This is a genomic window from Mobilicoccus sp., from assembly GCF_032060985.1.
GTDB lineage: Bacteria > Actinomycetota > Actinomycetes > Actinomycetales > Dermatophilaceae > Mobilicoccus.
On the sequence record NZ_DAMBGD010000008.1, the window covers coordinates 67,485 to 84,443 of the forward strand.

Annotated in this window: 13 protein-coding genes; 6 read left to right on the forward strand and 7 right to left on the reverse strand. The window is 72.0% G+C overall.

Annotation, left to right across the window (positions count from 1 at the left end; genetic code table 11):
• The first annotated feature begins 110 nt into the window (after window positions 1–110).
• Window positions 111–767, forward strand: coding sequence for an SAM-dependent methyltransferase (locus RT054_RS08190; RefSeq protein ID WP_312718322.1), 657 nt, complete (start codon window positions 111–113; stop codon window positions 765–767).
• Window positions 764–1,423 carry a hypothetical protein gene (locus tag RT054_RS08195; protein ID WP_312718321.1) on the forward strand — a complete coding sequence of 220 codons (660 nt, stop codon included), beginning with the start codon at window positions 764–766 and terminating at the stop codon, window positions 1,421–1,423. The genes RT054_RS08190 and RT054_RS08195 overlap by 4 nt, the downstream gene beginning before the upstream one ends.
• Before the next feature lie 237 nt (window positions 1,424–1,660).
• Here the strand turns inward: RT054_RS08195 and RT054_RS08200 are convergent, their stop codons facing one another.
• Entirely contained in the window at window positions 1,661–5,269 is a 3,609-nt protein-coding gene (locus RT054_RS08200) for a bifunctional proline dehydrogenase/L-glutamate gamma-semialdehyde dehydrogenase (protein WP_313023015.1), read from the reverse strand.
• A 115-nt stretch (window positions 5,270–5,384) separates the two neighbouring features.
• Here RT054_RS08200 and RT054_RS08205 point away from each other — a divergent pair, with 115 nt between their 5' ends.
• Window positions 5,385–6,137, forward strand: a complete 753-nt coding sequence (locus RT054_RS08205; RefSeq protein ID WP_312718318.1) for an AraC family transcriptional regulator — start codon at window positions 5,385–5,387, stop codon at window positions 6,135–6,137.
• 152 nt (window positions 6,138–6,289) lie between these two features.
• Here the strand turns inward: RT054_RS08205 and RT054_RS08210 are convergent, their stop codons facing one another.
• Window positions 6,290–7,951 carry a DEAD/DEAH box helicase gene (locus RT054_RS08210; RefSeq protein ID WP_313023016.1) on the reverse strand — a complete coding sequence of 554 codons (1,662 nt, stop codon included), beginning with the start codon at window positions 7,949–7,951 and terminating at the stop codon, window positions 6,290–6,292.
• A 293-nt stretch (window positions 7,952–8,244) separates the two neighbouring features.
• Between RT054_RS08210 and RT054_RS08215 the strand changes: the two genes are divergently transcribed.
• On the forward strand, window positions 8,245–8,880 hold the full coding sequence (locus RT054_RS08215; protein ID WP_312718316.1) for an LON peptidase substrate-binding domain-containing protein: 636 nt from the start codon (window positions 8,245–8,247) through the stop codon (window positions 8,878–8,880).
• 45 nt (window positions 8,881–8,925) lie between these two features.
• Here RT054_RS08215 and RT054_RS08220 read toward each other — a convergent pair whose 3' ends face one another.
• Both RT054_RS08220 and RT054_RS08225 read right to left on the reverse strand, forming a co-directional pair.
• Window positions 8,926–9,960, reverse strand: coding sequence for an acyltransferase (locus RT054_RS08220; RefSeq protein WP_312718315.1), 1,035 nt, complete (start codon window positions 9,958–9,960; stop codon window positions 8,926–8,928).
• A gap of 253 nt (window positions 9,961–10,213) precedes the next feature.
• Window positions 10,214–10,843, reverse strand: coding sequence for a DUF4870 domain-containing protein (locus RT054_RS08225; protein WP_312718314.1), 630 nt, complete (start codon window positions 10,841–10,843; stop codon window positions 10,214–10,216).
• Window positions 10,844–11,093: 250 nt separating this feature from the next.
• Here RT054_RS08225 and serA point away from each other — a divergent pair, with 250 nt between their 5' ends.
• On the forward strand, window positions 11,094–12,287 hold the full coding sequence (gene serA / locus RT054_RS08230; protein ID WP_312718313.1) for a phosphoglycerate dehydrogenase: 1,194 nt from the start codon (window positions 11,094–11,096) through the stop codon (window positions 12,285–12,287).
• Between the two features lie 28 nt (window positions 12,288–12,315).
• Here the strand turns inward: serA and RT054_RS08235 are convergent, their stop codons facing one another.
• Genes RT054_RS08235 through RT054_RS08245 form a run of 3 tightly spaced genes read right to left on the reverse strand, consistent with a single transcriptional unit; the run spans window position 12,316 to window position 15,460 of the window.
• Window positions 12,316–13,161, reverse strand: coding sequence for a carbohydrate ABC transporter permease (locus RT054_RS08235; protein WP_312718311.1), 846 nt, complete (start codon window positions 13,159–13,161; stop codon window positions 12,316–12,318).
• Window positions 13,158–14,162 carry a sugar ABC transporter permease gene (locus RT054_RS08240; protein ID WP_313023020.1) on the reverse strand — a complete coding sequence of 335 codons (1,005 nt, stop codon included), beginning with the start codon at window positions 14,160–14,162 and terminating at the stop codon, window positions 13,158–13,160. Before RT054_RS08240 ends, RT054_RS08235 begins: the two co-directional genes overlap by 4 nt.
• Window positions 14,159–15,460: a sugar ABC transporter substrate-binding protein gene (locus RT054_RS08245; protein WP_313023022.1), complete on the reverse strand. Its 1,302-nt coding sequence runs from the start codon at window positions 15,458–15,460 to the stop codon at window positions 14,159–14,161. The genes RT054_RS08240 and RT054_RS08245 overlap by 4 nt, the downstream gene beginning before the upstream one ends.
• Window positions 15,461–15,887: 427 nt before the next feature.
• Between RT054_RS08245 and RT054_RS08250 the strand changes: the two genes are divergently transcribed.
• Window positions 15,888–16,922: a hypothetical protein gene (locus RT054_RS08250; protein ID WP_313023024.1), complete on the forward strand. Its 1,035-nt coding sequence runs from the start codon at window positions 15,888–15,890 to the stop codon at window positions 16,920–16,922.
• Window positions 16,923–16,959 lie beyond the last annotated feature (37 nt).

Consider the following 16,959-nt stretch of genomic DNA (forward strand, 5'->3'; position numbering starts at 1 on the left):
ATGGGATGGCAGCGGCACTACTGCCCCAGGAGTAGGAGAGCTTCCCTCCCATCTGCCGTCTCGGGTCGGGCTCGGGTGGCGAGACGGTGCGGCTTTGGCACGATGAGCGGGTGAGGACCCCCGACTTCGACCGCTTGTACGCCGACGATCCGGACCCGTGGAAGGTCGCGTCGAGCTGGTACGAACGGCGCAAGATCGCGATCGTCCTCGCGTCGTTGCGGCGCCCGCGATACCGATCGGCCTGGGACGCCGGCTGCGGCACGGGGGAACTCGTCGCCGCGCTGGCCGAGCGGGTGGACGGGATCCTCGCGACCGACGCCTCGCGGGCGGCCGTCGCCCTCGCGACGACGCGCCTCGCCGACACCCCGCACGTCGAGGTCGCCCACTCCCCCCTGCCGCAACGCCCGGACGGCCTCGCGCAGGCCCCCGACCTCCTCGTCGTCAGCGAGGTCCTCTACTACCTCGACGCCGACGACCGGGCCGCCACGTACGCGCTCGTCGACGAGATCGCCGCCCCTGCCGCGGATCTCGTGCTCGTCAACTGGGGACCCCACCCCGACGACGCCCATGTCTCCGGACTCGAGGCCTTCAACGAGGCGAGCGCCGCGCTCGCCGAGCGGGGGTGGGGACGCGTCGTCACCCACGCCGACGTCGAGTTCCTCCTCGGGGTGTTCTCCCGCGACGTCCCCGACGACGTCGGCGGCCGCGACACCGCGAACGGCGACGACGCCGACCACCTCCCGACCTCACCCGAGGAGACCCGATGACCCGTCACACCTTCGAGGGCTTCATCGCCGGCATGGGGACGGCCGAGGGCACGCGGCTCGTCGTCGGTCACTGGCCCACCTCACCGCTGGGCTCGTTCACCGACGTCATGGTCGAGCGGCCGGATGGGCAACGCCTCCTGCTCGCCCCGGGCATGGAGGTCGCCGAGTTCGTCACGGCGACGTACTCCTTCGACGACGTCGTCCTCACGCCGGTGACCTGCGACATCGCCGGCGCCCCGACGATCGGGCCGGCGCAGACGTGGACGGTCGAGGCCGGTCCCCTCCGGTTGGCGTTCACGACCGGGAGCCGCACCGGGCTGGGGTGGCTGCTCCGGGCGATCCCGCGTCCAATCGCGACGGCCCCCGCATTCTGCCGGTTCACCGACCTTCCCGCCCGCGTGGTCGGCCTGCGCACCGCGGGCACGGCGGGCCACGGACGTCGGGAGTACTACGGCGCCCACGACGTGCACGACCTCACCTCGCTCGTCGCGTCGTGGACCGGCACGGACCTCGGCGACCTGCGCCCCGTCACCCCGCCGGTGCGGTTCGGCTTCGGCTCCACCCCCGCCCGCCCGAGCGTGACGTCGGTCGTCACGACCGTCGACACCCCGGACATCCCGGACACCCCTGGCGCGCCCCGCACCCCCGCCGCCTGAGTTACGTCCCCCGCGGCCCGCGCCGCCGCGCGTGACTCACGCGTGCCGCCGCCCCCAACCGGGTGCCAACACTGCCCCGCCGGGGCCAACCCCCGCCCCGCCGCGTGCCGACCCGCCCGCCGCCACCCGGCCCTGCGACGCCCGCGGCGCGGCGCCACGCCCGACACGACGCCACGCCCGAGACGACGACGCGCCCCCGCCCGGTCGAGGAGACCGGAGGGGGCGCGTCGCGTCGGATCACCAGGCTCCGGCGCCCTTGTCGAGGTGGCCGTAGCGGTGGCGCGTGCGGCTGACGGCCTGCTCGCGCAGGAAGAACAGCAGTTCGCGGCGGCCGGTGGCGAGCACGGGGTCGGTGAAGAGGGTGACGAGACCGCGCGCCTCCTCCTCGCGCAGGGCGGTCGTCAGGGTCGGGTTCTCGCCGAGGACCTTGAGGCGTCCGCCGACGTCGCCGCGTTCGACGCGGAGGATGAAGTCCTCGCCGCTCTCGGCGGCGTCGACGTACCGGGCGATGACGAGCAGCGCTTCGTCGACGTCGGCGTCGCGGCCCTGGAGGTCCTTGAGCCGCGCACTCATCCCGGGGTCGAGACTGAGGCGCAGCGGCGAACCGGTGACGATCGCTCCGAGCACGAGTCGCAGCAGTGCGGCGAGCGAGGCACCGGCCTCGGTGCGCACCCACACCTGTGGGTGGGTGCGGTAGCGGAACACGTTGGTCTCGACGACGAGCGCCGAGTCGTCGCGGTCGACGCCGAACTCGTCCTGCCAGGCGCGCGCGTCGCTCGCTGCGGCGGCGCGGAGCCAGGTGCGCTCCTCGCGATCGGGGAGCATCGGCAGGAACGCCCGCAGCGCACGGCGCACGGCCGGCTCGAGGTCGCCGAACTGCCGCGGCAGCCCCTCGGGCGCCCAGTGGCCGAGCTGCGCGACGTAGTTGGGTCCGCCGGCCTTGGCGCCGGGGCCCACCGAGCTCTCCTTCCAGCCACCGAAACTCTGCCGCCGCACGATGGCGCCGGTGATGTGGCGGTTGACGTAGAGGTTGCCGGCCTCGACGGTCTCGAGCCACTCGTCGATCTCGTCGGCGTCGAGGGAGTGCAGCCCGGCGGTGAGGCCGAAGGCGGTCGCGTTCTGGAGCTCGATCGCCTCGGTGAGGGAGTCGGCGTGCATGAGGCCGAGCACGGGACCGAACACCTCGGTGAGGTGGAAGAACGAGCCGGGCCGCACGCCTTCCTTGAGGCCGGGGCTCCACAGCCGACCGGTGTCGTCGAGCCGGCGCGGCTCGACGATCCACCGCTCCCCCGGTTCGAGGGTCGTGAGAGCTCGCAGCAGCTTGCCCTCCGGGGGTTCGATGATCGGGCCCATCGTCGTCGAGAGCTCCTGCGGCCAGCCGACACGCAGCGAGCGGACGGCGTCGATGAGTTGCCGCCGGAACCGGTCGGAGGTCGCGACCGAGCCGACGAGGATGCCGAGGGAGGCCGCCGAGCACTTCTGACCGGCGTGCCCGAACGCGGACTTGACGAGGTCCGCGACCGCGAGGTCGAGGTCCGCCGCCGGGGTGACGACCAGCGCGTTCTTGCCGGAGGTCTCGCCGTAGACCCGCGCGCCGTGCTCGTGCCCGACGCGCCACCCGGAGAAGAGGTGGGCGGTCTCGCTCGCCCCGGTGAGGACGACGGTCTCGACGTCGGCGTGCGCGACGAGGTGCCGGCCGACCGCCCGTTCGTCGGTGCGGACGACCTGCGCGACGTCGGCGGGGATGCCGGCGGCGTGGATCGCGGCCATGCCGACCTCGACGCACCCGGGGGTGGGGTGCGCGGGCTTGATGACGACGGCCGAGCCGGCGGCGAGCGCGGCGAGCACACCGCCGAGCGGGATGGCGACGGGGAAGTTCCACGGCGGCGTCACGAGCGTCACCGGGGAGGGCCGGAACCGCGCACCGTCGGCGGCGAGACCGGAGCCCAGGTCGGCGACCCGATCGGCGTAGTAGCGGGCGAAGTCGATCGCCTCGCTCACCTCGGGGTCGGCCTGTTCGATCGTCTTGCCGCCCTCGGCGGCCATGACCGTGAGGAACTCCCCGCGGCGCTTCTCCATCTCACGGGCGGCGGCCCGCAGCAGCGCGGCGCGTTCGGAGGCCGGTCGCGCGACCCACTCCCGCTGGGCGCGCAGGGCGGCGGCGACGACCTCGTCGACGGCCTCGGTCGTCCGGAGCACCGGAGAGGTGAGGGGCGCGGGGGTGGCCCGGAGCGCCGCCACCGCCCACTCCCGTACCTCGGGGAGGGCGGGGTCGGAATCCGGTGTGTTGTCGAACACCTCGCCGAACTCCGCGCGCTCGGCGCGACGGCGTGGCCCGACCGACGTGCCCGGGATCGCCTCGACCGACTCGCGGTAGCGCTCCTCCTGCTCGGCCATCGGGCTGTCGGAGGCGGCGGTGCTCGCGCCGTCGTCGAAGATCGCGTGGAGGAAGTTGCCGGGGGTGGCGTTCTCCTCGAGGCGGCGGATGAGGTAGCTGACCGCGACGTCGAAGTCCTCGGGCGCGACGACGGGGGTGTAGAGGAGCACGGTGCCGACGGCCTCCTTGACGGCGCGCGACTGCGCGGGCGCCATGCCCTGGAGCATCTCGATGTCGAGGGAGTCGGACACGCCTCGCTTCTGCGCGAGGAGGTGGGCGGTGGCGATGTCGAAGAGGTTGTGGCTCGCGACACCGACGCGGATCGGGGCGGGGCGGCCGTCGACCGGGGCGGCGGCGTCCTCGCGCAGGGCGCGCTCGACGCAGCGCAGGTAGTTGGCGTCGACCTCGGTCTTCGTGTCGTAGGGGGCCTGCTCCCAGCCGTGGACGGCGGCCTCGACGGCCTCCATCGCGAGGTTCGCACCCTTGACGAGGCGGATCTTGATACCCGCCTTGCCGGCGGCGACCCGCTCCTGCGCGAAGGCGATGAGTCCCTCGAGCGCGGGCAGGGCGTCGGGCAGGTACGCCTGGAGCACGATGCCGGCCTCGAGCTGGTGGAACTCGGGCTCCTCGAGCATGCGGCGGAAGAGGTCGATCGTGAGGTGGAGGTCGCGGTACTCCTCCATGTCGAGGTTGACGAACGCCTTCTCGGGCTTCTCGTTGGCGACCCGGTACAGCGGCCGCAGCCGGTCGAGGCAGTGCGCGACCGTGCCCTCGTGGTCCCACGTACTGATCTGGGAGACGAGGGAACTCACCTTGATCGACACGTAGTCGACGTCGTCGCGGCGCAGGAGCTCGGTGACCCGCTCGGTGCGGGAGGCGGCCTCGGCCTCGCCGAGCACGGCCTCGCCGAGGAGGTTGACGTTGAGCCGGAAGCCCTGGGCACGGGCCTGCGTGAGGTGCTTCTTGAGCGCGGGGTCGTGGGAGTCGCCGACGAGGTGCCCGACCATCTGCTTGAGCCGCCCACGCGCGAGGGGCACGACGAGGCTCGGCGCGAGCGTCGCGACCTTGGCCCCGAGGCCGAGGAGGGCGCGGTCGCCGGTGTCGAGGAACCCCGAGGCGTTCTTCGTCGTGAGGTGCGAGAGCTCCCGGGCCGCGGCGGCGTTGTCCTCGGGGCGGGCGACGCGGTCGACGAACCGCACCGCGAAGTCGAGACCCGCCTCGTCACGCACGAGGGAGGCGAGCTGTCCGGTGGTCGCGCGCTCGGTCTTCGTCTGTTCGCGTTCGGTGGCCTCGACCCAGCGGTAGGCGAGCGCGACGGCGTCCTCGACGAGGGGGGCGAGGGCGTCGCGGGCCGCCGTGTCCGCGGGTGTCGCGGTCTCCAGCGGTGTCGCGCTGTCGGTGGGGGCGGCCGACGTCGTGTCGGCGGCGGGGTGGGCGCTGTGAGCGTGGGACGTCGTCGGCTCGGTCATCCGGCCAGTATCGAGACCGCGAGCGGGGTCGTCTTGTCGAATCCCCGCGGATCCGTCGCGCCTCCGCGGTCCCCCGCGCCGTTCTCCAAGGACTCGATGGCCGACGATGATGGACATGACCGGCGAACCGCACCTCCTCACCCCCGAGCTTCGGGCGGCGTTGGCGGGCGCGATGCTCGACCTGGTCGACGACCTCACGTCGACGATGTTCTGCGTGAAGAACGACGAGGGACGCTACGTCGCGGTCAACGCGACCTTCGTCCACCGGGCGGGCAAGCGGTCGCGGCGCGAGGTGTTGGGCCGGACGGCGGCACAGCTGTTCGTCCCGGAGCTCGCGGAGCGGTACGAGACGCAGGATCGCGCGGTCGTCGAGTCGGGCCGCCCGCTCCATCATGAGCTCGAGCTCATCAGCGCCCGCGGCGGTCGACCGCGGTGGTTCCTCACGAACAAGGTCCCGCTGCGGCACGACGGACGTGTCGTCGGCCTCGCCTCCCTCAGCCAGGACGTCGGCGCCGACGCCGTCGACGATCCCGCGATGACGTCGCTCACCCGCATCGTCGACCACATCGCGGCACACATCGACCGACCGATCCGGGTCCCCGAACTCGCCGAGGTCGCCGGGTGCAGCGTCGACACCCTCGAGCGGCGCGTCCGGCGCGTGTTCCACCGCTCCCCGGGGCAGCTCGTCCTCACGACGCGCATCGACCTCGCGACGGCCCTGCTGCGGGAGTCCGACCTCCCCCTCGCCGAGATCGCCGGCCGGTGCGGGTTCTACGACCAGGCCGCCTTCACCCGCACCTTCGCCCGCCTCACCGGCCGCACCCCCGCCCAGTTCCGCCGCGCCCACCTCGACCGCAGAGGCGCTTAGGCAAGGCGCCTCCGTCGTCGCCGTCCGAGCAGAGCGCACGAGGTCACGAGGTCACGAGGTCACCTCGAGAAAGCGGCCGAGGAGATGCCAAGGCCCGGCTCCCGTGGCAGAACGGGAAGCCGGGCCGGAGCACGGTGAGGATCGGTGGGAGGTCAGCGGCGACGACCGGCCGAGGAGCGGGCCGAGAACGCCGCGGCGCCACCGGCGCCACTGGCGCCCCCGGTGCCCGCGGTTCCACCGGCACGACGCGAGGCGGACTGGGCCGACCCCTGACCCTGCCGCGTCGTGCCACCGCCGGAGCGCGACCCCGACGTCGACGTGCTCGACGACGCCGCGGGGCGCCCGGCGCCACGGCCGGCGCCGCTGCGGCCGGTCCCGCCACGACGACCACGGCCCCCGTCGGAGCCTCGCTGCTCGCTCTGCTCGGCGGACCGACGACCCTCACCGGTGGCACCGGCGCCACCGGAGCGACGACGGCCCTGCCCGGACGCGCCGCCCGACTCCCCACGCGGGGAGTCACCGCGGCGAGACCGACCTTCGCCGGCCGGGCGGTGCTGTCCGCCCGCACGTCCACCGGAGCGACCCTGGCCACCGGAGCGCTCGGACGCGGCGATCGGCGTGATCGGGGCGCGGACCTCACCCGTGGCGGCGCCGCCGGTGGGGGCGAGCTCGGCGAGGAGGGGGTGGGTCGGGTTGACGCGGGTGGTCGTCGGGGCGATACCGGCGGCCCTGGTGAGCTGCCGGACGTCCTTGACCTGCTCGTCGGTCATGAGGGTGACGACCGTGCCCGCCGCCCCCGCCCGCGCCGTGCGGCCCGAGCGGTGGAGGTAGGCCTTGTGCTCGACGGGCGGGTCGGCGTGGACGACGAGTTCGACGTCGTCGACGTGGATGCCGCGGGCGGCGATGTCGGTGGCGACGAGGGTCGTCACGTCGCCGGCGTGGAAGGCGTCGAGGTTGCGCACGCGGGCGTTCTGCCCAAGGTTCCCGTGAAGCTCGACCGAGGGCACCCCGGCGCCGTTGAGCTGCTTGGCGAGCTTCTTGGCGCCGTACTTCGTGCGCGTGAAGACGACGGTGCGCGACTCCCCACCGGTGAGCCCGGCGACGACGTCGAGCCGGTCGGCGGCGGCGATGTGGAGGACGTGGTGCTCCATCTTCGACACCGGCGACTGCGCGGAGTCCGCGTGGTGGGTGACGGGGTCGTGGAGGAAGCGGTCGGCGATGACGCCGACGCCCGCGTCGAGGGTGGCGGAGAAGAGAAGCCGCTGGCCGGTGGACGGCGTCGCGGCGAGGAGCCGCTTCACGCCGGGGAGGAAGCCGAGGTCGGCCATGTGGTCGGCCTCGTCGAGGACGCTGATCTCGACGGCGTCGAGCCGGCAGTGCCCCTGACCGATGAGGTCCTCGAGGCGTCCGGGGCAGGCGACGAGCACATCGACGCCGCGCTGCAGGCCCTGGACCTGCGGGTTCTGACCGACGCCGCCGAAGACGAGGAGGGTCTTGAGGCCGGCGGCCTTGGCGAGGGGGGCGAGCGAGGCCTCGACCTGACGGGCCAGTTCGCGGGTCGGCACGAGGATGAGCGCGCGCGGGCGACCGGCCCGTCGCGGCGCGGGCGACGCGGCGAGGCGGGCGACGAGCGGCAGGCAGAACGCGTACGTCTTGCCCGAGCCCGTGCGTCCCCGGCCGAGTACGTCGCGCCCGGCGAGGGAGTCCGGCAGGGTCGCGGCCTGGATGGGGGTGGGGGTGGTGATGCCGTCGGCCTCGAGAACGGAGGCGAGGGCGGTGGGCACGCCGAGGCGCGCGAAAGCAGAGGTGGTCAAGAACGTCCTTCTTCGGTGGGGGCCCGCACACGCGCGCCGTCGATGGCTGCGTCGTGACGACGACTCGTGTGGCCGTCGATGTCCGCCGGGCGGAGGCTCTGAAGGTCAGGCACTCGGAACGGACGTCCTCCCAGCTTACGTCACGCGCCGCACATCCGTGCACGTCGACCCGTCGGGTCAGCCGCGCCGCCCGCCCCGACGGGCCGCCCGCGCCGCCCCGTCGCGGACCCCACACCGCGTCACCGCCTCGTCGGAAGGCGTGGGCGGCGATCGGCCGGGTAGCGTTTCGCGACATGGAGTCGTTGCCCCTGTTCCCGCTCGGCACGGTGTTGCTGCCGGGCGTGCGGCTGCCGCTGCGGGTGTTCGAGCCGCGGTACGTCGCGATGGTGGGGCACCTGGAGCGCAGCGACGAACCGGTGTTCGGCGTCGTCGCGATCCGTCGGGGTCACGAGGTGGGGGTCGCCACCCCGCAGTTGTTCGACGTCGGGTGCTCGGCGAGCCTCGACGCAGTCGTCCGGCACGAGGGGCATCTGCTCATCGAGGCGAACCTCGAGCGGCGTTTCCGGATCGAGTCCGTCCACGAGCAGCGGGCGCCCTATCTCGTCGCGGACGTCACGTGGCTCGACGAACCGGGCGACGCCGGCACCGAGGATCTCGCGCGCGAGGCCCGGCAGGGGTTCGTCGACTTCCTCGACGCGGTCGGTGGCCGCGCCGACCTCCTCCCCGACGACCCCGATCTCCTCGCCGCGTCGATCCTCGACGGGCTGGGCCTGCCGTTGCCCGAGCAACAGGCGCTGCTGGAGGCGGGGGACGCCGCGGAGCGCCTCCGCGCGGTCCGTCGGCTGTGCCGTCGAGAGGCCGCGCTCGCCGAGACCCTCGGGGTCCGCAATGCGGCGGTGACGCCGAGCACCCGCCTCAACCCGAACTGAGGGCGACCGGTCCGTCGTCGAGGTTCAGGCGGAGTCGGGCGAGGCTCAGGTCGAGGGGTCCGCCGACACGCCGCGGGACCGGGCGTGCCACGGTGCGGCCATCGACTTGTGGGCGAGGGCCGGGGCCTCGACCAACCGCCACGAGCCGAGGGCGACGAGCGCCGTGACGCAGAGGGTGAGCATGACGAACCCGACCTGCCCGAGGGCGGTCGCGCCGAGGAGGGCGAGGATGACGACGACGGGCCAGTGCCAGATGTAGAGACCGTAGGAGAGGTCGGTGCGGGGGTTCCACGTGAACGGCAACCGCACCATCGCCCACAGGACCAGGTAACCGAAGGCCGGCCCGGCGAGGACGCGGTAGTCGGGCAGCCACGCCAGAGCGAGCGCCAGGAGGGCGAGAGCGAGGACGGCGAGGCGTCCGTCGACGCGGACCTTCTCGGCATACACGTAACCCACGACGCCGAAGAGGAACATGAGCGCGAGGCGGCGCATCTGGAAGGCCGGGAGCTCGACGGCGAGCACCACGCCGGCGAGGCCGACCGCCCACAGGAGCCCGACGGCGACGAGGACGAGGTGGCGACGACGGGTCAGCGCCCCGATCAGTCCGAGCGCGACGACCCCCAGGTAGCAGAGGAACTCGTAGTAGAGCGTCCACAGCGCCCCGTTGATGACGCCGGGCTCGTACGTCCCGCTGGGGAGCCCGGCGACGCCGTAGTCCCGGATGAGGAGCAGCCCGTTGCGCGTGATGTACGCCAGCGACTCGGGGAACACCGACGTGGGGCTCGCGCCCTCCAGCCAGGCCACGATCGGGGCGACGACGAGGGCGGTGACGACGAGACACACCCAGAACGCGGGCATGATGCGGACGAACCGGTGCCACAGATAACGGCCGACGTTCCCGAGCCGCAGGTAGCTCATCGTCACGAGGAAGCCGCTGACGACGAAGAACCCGTCGACCGCAAGGTCGCCCAGGGTCGTCCTGCCGAGGACGGGGTCCTCGTGGAACTGGGGCTGCCACCCGAAGGCCACCGCGAGGGCATGGGCGACGGCGACGAGCCCCGCGAGGGCAAGGCGCATCATCGTCAGGCTGTTGCGCCTCGGGTCGAAAGCCTCACGCAGGTTCAGCGAAGTCGGCCCAGCCGGCTCCGAACCCGTTCTGCTGGTGCTCCTCGTCACGAATGCCATCCCCGTCATCCCCCCGTCGTCACCCTATGCCGCCCCGGTTCCGTAACCCTGACGTTACGGGAGGGTGTGGGATACGTGCAACGGAGGCGACGGACGAGCCGATGACGTCGTGATGACGTCATCGGCTCGTCCACCGTTCAGGGTGGGGTCAGGTGAGGACGGGGATCTGGAAGGGATAGCGGTAGGGCTCCCCACCGTTCGCCTTCATCGCCCCGAGGATCGGGAAGAGGATCGTGACGACGGCGACGGCGATGAAGATGATGATCGCGACCGGGATCCCGATGATCGTGAGCAGGAGGAGCCAGGCGACGATCGCCGCGACCGAGGCCGCGAGCGAGAAGTTGAACGCGCCCGCAGAGGCCTGGCGGACGAACGGGCTGCGGTCCTTGTACACGAACCACAGGACGAGCGGGCCGACGAACGTCAACCACCCCGCGCTGAGCAGCATGCCGATGATCATCGACAGGTGAGCGAGCATCGCCATCGAGCGTTCGGAGGTGTCGACGGGGCCCGTCGGGCCGAAGCCGGTCACGCCTCCTCCGCCCGGCGACCCGTACGGCGCACTCCCGGTCGATCCGGGGCGGACGCCCTGGGCAGAGTCGTCACCGGCGTACCCGGAGTACCCGGGGTCGAAGGAGAAGCCGGGGGAATGCACGGAGTCCTGGGGGGATCCGGCACCGGATCCGGAGGGCGCGGGCATCGGACGCCCGGCCTCGGAGCCGTACGTCGAGCTGGTGGGGTCGGACTGCGAGCCGTCGGGCGAGTACGGGTAGGACATGATGAGCCTCCTGATCGGTTGACCACCACGGTAGTGAGAACGACCACACCACGTCATCGGGGACGACCCGGATCCCCACCCCGAGCCGGCCCCGAGACCCTCCGTCACGCCCCCGAGTGCCGTGGGCAGGCACGTCGAGGCCCGGCCCGGCCCGCCCCTCCGCCACACGGAGAGCCACCCCACGAGATTCGGGTGTACGACACGTGGACACCGATGATGTCGAGGTGCGAGACGGTGGCACGATCGGATCGTGAAGGCCTTGCTTCTCGAGAACATCCATTCCGTCGCCGTCGCCACCCTCGAGGAGGCCGGGTTCGACGTCGAGACGCGCACGGGCGCCCTCGACGAGGCCGAGCTCACCGCGGCACTCGACGGAGTCGACCTCCTCGGCATCCGATCGACGACCCAGGTGACCCGCGCGGCACTCGCGGCCAACCCGCAGTTGCTCGCCGTCGGGGCGTTCTGCATCGGGACGAATCAGATCGACCTCGCCGCGGCGTCCTCCCTCGCGGTGCCGGTGTTCAACGCGCCGTTCTCCAACACCCGCTCGGTGGTCGAGCTCGTCATCGCCGAGATCATCCTGCTCGCGCGACGCCTCACCGAGAAGGACCGCAACCTCCACCAGGGCATGTGGGACAAGCAGGCGAAGGGCAGCCACGAGATCCGCGGCCGCCGGCTCGGCATCGTCGGCTACGGCAACATCGGCAGTCAGCTGTCCGTCGTCGCGGAGATGCTCGGCATGGACGTGTACTTCTACGACCGCGACGACAAGCTCGCCCTCGGCAACGCCACGCGCTGCGGCTCTCTCGAGGAACTCCTCGACGTCGCGGAGTGCATCACGCTGCACGTCGACGGTGCGCAGAACAACGCCGGGTTCTTCGGCGCCGAGCAGTTCGCCCGGATGCGTCCACGGTCGTTGTTCCTCAACCTGTCGCGCGGATTCGTCGTCGACTACGCCTCGTTGCGTGAACACCTGCTGTCGGGGCACATCGCGGGGGCGGCGGTCGACGTGTTCCCCGAGGAGCCCAAGAGTCGCGGCGACGCGTTCACCTCGCCGCTGCAAGGCATCCCGAACGTCGTCCTCACCCCCCACATCGGCGGCTCCACCGAGGAGGCGCAGGAGGACATCGGCCGGTTCGTCGCCGGCAAGCTCCGCGACTACACGGCGCTCGGCACGACGACGCTCAGCGTCAACGCCCCCACCCTCACCTTGTCGCACACCCCGGGCGAGGTTCGGCTCGCGCACATCCACGCGAACACGCCGGGCGTCATGGCGACGGTCAACGCGATCCTCGCCGAGGGCGGCATCAACATCGACGGGCAGCTTCTCGCCACGCGCGGAGAGTACGGCTACGTCGTCACCGACGTCAGCGGCGACATCTCCCAGGACGCCATCGAGGCCATGCGCGCCATGCCCGAGACGCGCCGGTTGCGGGTCATCTGAGTCCTCCGGACCCGGCATCGCCGGGGGCTCAGTCCCCGGCGATGCCGGTGCGCTCGACCCCTTCGACGATCCAGCGCTGCAGCAGGACGAAGACGACCATGAGCGGCAGGATCGAGACGAGGCCGGCCATGAACAGGTGGCCGAGGTCGACGCGCTGCGCGGTGAGCATCGTCGACAGGGCGATCTGGACGGTCCACGCGTTCTGGTCCTGCGCGACCACGAGCGGCCAGAGGAACGCGTTCCACGTGCCGATGAACGTGATCGTGCCGATCGCGGCCGCGAATCCCCACGAGTTCGGCACGACGATGCGCCAGAAGGTGCCCCACGGGGTGAGACCGTCGATGGCGGCGGCCTCCTCGAGCTCACGGGGGAACCCGAGGAAGAACTGCCGGAAGAGGAACGTGGCGAGGGCCTGGAACAACCCCGGCACGATGAGACCGCGCAGCGTCGAGACCCACCCGAGGGTGGACACGAGGACGAAGCTCGGCACGAACGTCACGGCCGCGGGCACGAGCAGGGTCGCCGTCACGAGGCCCATGACGAGCCCGCTCCACCGGTAGGGGATGCGCGCGAGGCCGTATCCGGCGAGGCCCGAGAGCACGAGGACCCCGAGGGTCTGGGTCACGGCGATGAACGCCGAGTTGAGCAGCGCGCGGGCGAAGGGGACCGTCGGGTCCGAGAACAGCCCGGTGAGGTTCGACAGGCTCGGGGTGGGTGGCAGCCACTGCCACTGCGGCGCGGTGATCTGCGCCGAGGTCATGAGGGCGTTGCGCACGAGCAGGTAGAACGGCACGAGCATGACCAGTGCGCCCACGACGAGGACGACGTACCGGATCGCGGCGCTCACGCGGCCGCGGCGACCACCGACGATCATGAGTCCTCCCGGGCGAAGCGGCCGAGCAGGAGCGCGACGAGGGCGATGAGGAGCGTGAGGATGAGCGCCCCGGCGCTTCCGTGGCCGAAGTCCTGCCCACTGCCGAGCGCGACGAAGTACAGGTAGACGAGCGGGGGGCGGGCGTACGGCGGGTAGGACCCGAAGTTCGCGAGGATGTTGTAGAACTCGTCGAACGCCTGGAACGCGTTGACGAGCAGCAGCAGGGTGACGGCGACCGAGGTGGGCCGCAGGAGCGGCAGCGTGATCGAGCGGAACACCCGCCACCCCTGCGCGCCGTCGATCGCGGCGGCCTCGTACAGACTCGGGTCGATGCGTTGGAGCCCGGCGAGGAACAGGATCATGAAGAACCCGATCTGCAACCACAGCCGCGCGGTGACGATGACGAGCCAGTACCAGGGCGGGTCGGTGACCGAGAGCCACGGGACCGGGCCGAGCCCGAACCACGACAGCACGGTGTTGGCGAACCCGAAGTGCACCCCGGAGAAGATCGACATCTTCCACACGAGCGCGGCGACGACGTAGGAGCACGCGGTGGGCAGGAAGTACACGGATCGGAAGAACGTCTGCCCCCACCGCGAGCGCGCGACGAGGACGGCGGTCCCGAGGCTGAGGGCGAAGGTCACCGGCACGATCACCGCGGCGAACACGAGGAAGGTTCGCAGTGAGGCGACGAACGCGGCGTCGGAGAGCATGTCGACGTAGTTGCGCAGGCCGACGAACTGCGTGGGGGTCACGGTGTTGTACGCATCGAAGAAGCTGAGGACGAGGCTCCACACGATCGGCACGTACGTGAAGAGCACGAGCCCGGCGAAGAACGGGCCCACGAACACCCAGAACCACAGCGTGTCGTCCCCGCGACCGCGCAGGCGCCGCGCCAGGGTGCGGCGCGGCGCTCGCGACCCGCGGGGATCGGGCGGAGGACGACCGCGGGTGGCGAGGGTCCCCGACCCGCCACCGTCGTGGGCCGGCACGGACGTCACGCCGTGACGCGGGCGAGTTCGGCGTCGACGATCTTCTTGAGCGCCGCGATCTCCTTGACGGGGTCGGCACCGTTCTTGACGATGCGGGACATCATGTCGGTGAACGCCGTCGTGCTCTTGGGAGTCCACAACAGATGCGATTGGGCGTGCCCATGACGCTGGGCGAGCTGGACGGCCTCGGCGGCGGCACCGCTCTGGAGCTTCTCGGCCTCCCGGGCGATGCTCTGGCGTGCCGGGACGTGCAGCCCGTAGCTCGTGGCGAAGTCGATCTGCTTGTCGGTGCCGTCGACCCACAACCACTTGACGTACTTCTTGGCCTCGTCGACGTGGGCGCTCTTCGCCGAGACGCACGCCCCGTAGGCCCCGATCGTCACGTTGGCGGAGCCGCCGTCCATCGCCGGCCAGGGCAGCACCCCGAAGTCGCTGCCGAGTGCCTTGGAGATGTCGGGGAGGTTCCACAGGCCCGTGAACTGCATCGCGGCGAGGCCCTGGGTGAACGCGTCGGGGGCGAACCAGTCGCTCGGCGCGCCGAGCAGGAGATGCCCGCTCGTGAAGAGCGTGCGCAGCGTCGCGAGGGCCTTGGCGGCCGCCGGGTCGTCGAAGCCGAAGGACCCCGAGTCGGTGAGGTAGTCGAACCCGGCCGAGCGCAACATCGGGCCACCCATGAGGGAGGCGCCACCGTCGTTGCCGAGGAACAGCCCCTTGACCTTGTCGTTCGTGAGCTTCTCGGCGGCCTTGAGGAGCTCGTCCATCGTCGTGGGCGGCGCGATGCCCGCCGCGTTGAACATCGAGGGGCGGTAGAAGAGCAGCTGCATGTCCATGACCTGCGGCACCGCCCAGATGCGCCCTTGATAGGACACGCGCTTGACGAGCGCGGGGTTGAAGTCGCCGAGGGCGTTGCCGAACACGTCGGTGAGGTCCACGACCTGACCGCTGCGGATCATGTCGATCGTCGGGCCGTTGCCGTACTCGAACACGTCGGGAGCCTTGTCGGTGACCAACGTGGCCGCGACGGCCTGGTCGTAGTCACCCGGCTTCCACGTGACCTCGACGGAGGCGTCGGGGTAGGCCTCGGCATAGCGCTGCACCGCCTGCTGGGTGCCCGCCTCTCCGTACTGGTGATACCACTGCTGCAGCGTCGGCCCGCCGCCGGTGGGGCCACCCGTTCCGGGCGAGGAGTCGGGGCGTCCGGTGTCGTCACCGCAGGCGGCGAGGCTCGCCGCCGCGGCCAGGCCACCGGTGAGGGCGAGGAGTCGTCGCCGGGTGAGCTGCGGACCGTCGGAGGGGGGAAGAGTCATTGCGGGGTGTCCTCAGGGGATTCGTGGACCCGGCCGTCGGGGGTGGCCGGTGAACGCCGTGTCGAGCGTGTCGCTCGTGATGTCGTGCATCGCTGTTCGTCGTCTGTGTCGTGCGTCCTGCCGTCGTGTCGTCATGCGGTCGTGCCGTCCCTCGTGGCACCGGTGCGGTTCTGCGGTGTCACCGGAGCGTCGGGTCGCGCGATCACGTTCACCGCGCGTCCTTTCGTCCGTGGGAGCCGATTCAACCAGGTTCCGAGCCCTCGGGGACCACAGGCCCGCCGTCCAGGTGCGGATCGCCGCCGCGGTGAGACCGGTTCGTGACCTCACGGCCACCTGCACGAACGTCGTCACCCCGGACGGGGGGACTCCGGACGTAGGCTGGGGCACCCGGCGACGGCCGAACGTCGCTGCCGAACAAGGGAGTTCGATGACTCGTTCAGGCCTTCGGGCACGCACCCGCCTCGCCGGCGCCGCGGCACTCGCCCTCGCGCTCGCCGCACCGGCGCTCCTCACCCCACCCGCCTCCCTCGCGAGCACGTCGCCATCGACGTCGGCCTCGGCACGACCCCCGGCGGCCACGTCGTCGGCCTCGTCACCGCTCCTGGCCACCGCAGGCAGCGCGGCGCTGCCGCGTCACTGCTTCGCGGAATACACCGTCACGGGCCGGGGAGGCGTCGTCACCTCGCTCACCTACGCCGACCGGGAGTTCGCCGCCTACGCCTACGACGGGTGGAAGATCTCGCCCGCGCCACGGTTCGTCGAGCCCGTGGGGTACGACGTGGGACGGCGGTCGGTGACCCTGACGTCTCTCGTCGCCCGCCCCGACGGGATCCTCGAATCGGTCCGCGTCCACGCGGCGTCGACCGGCGGCGCGACCGCCTCGCCCGGGCTCTCCTGGGGCCTCGCGAACGCCCCCGCAGCGGCGTGGAAGGTCGACCCGCCGGTCCGCGTCGGGCGCGGGTGGCACCAGGTCCGCGACGTCGCGGTGCCGGGCGAGGAGCGCGCCCCGTACCTGTTCGCCCTGCTCGGTGATCGCCTCAACCGTTACACGGTCCGGCCGGACGCCAAGGGGAACGCCATCGTGCGCACCGGTCCGCACGCGGCGACAGCCGGGTTCGCGGGAGTCCGGTCGATCACGTGGACACGACAGACGACCGTGCGCGGCGTCCCGGCCGACGTCCTCGTCGGCCTCGACGGCGCCCGCCTCGTCGAGTACACCGTTCCCCGCACCGAGCGGCCGCGCGTGATCACGCGGGAGCTCGTCGGGCGCGGATGGGGCGCGATCACCCGCGTCGACGCCGGGGCGTGCTTCACGAGTTCGTCGCCCTCGGCGCGGGTCACGCGGTCGGTCCCGGTGCTCGGCACGATGGGCCGGTCCGTGCGCCTCTACGTCGACCGTGACGCGACCGACGGATCGGGGCGCGACATCGCCAACCACGGCCAGGTGGGTCTACGTCCCTGACCTGAGCCGACGAGGGGCCCGACAGGCGTCGGGCCCC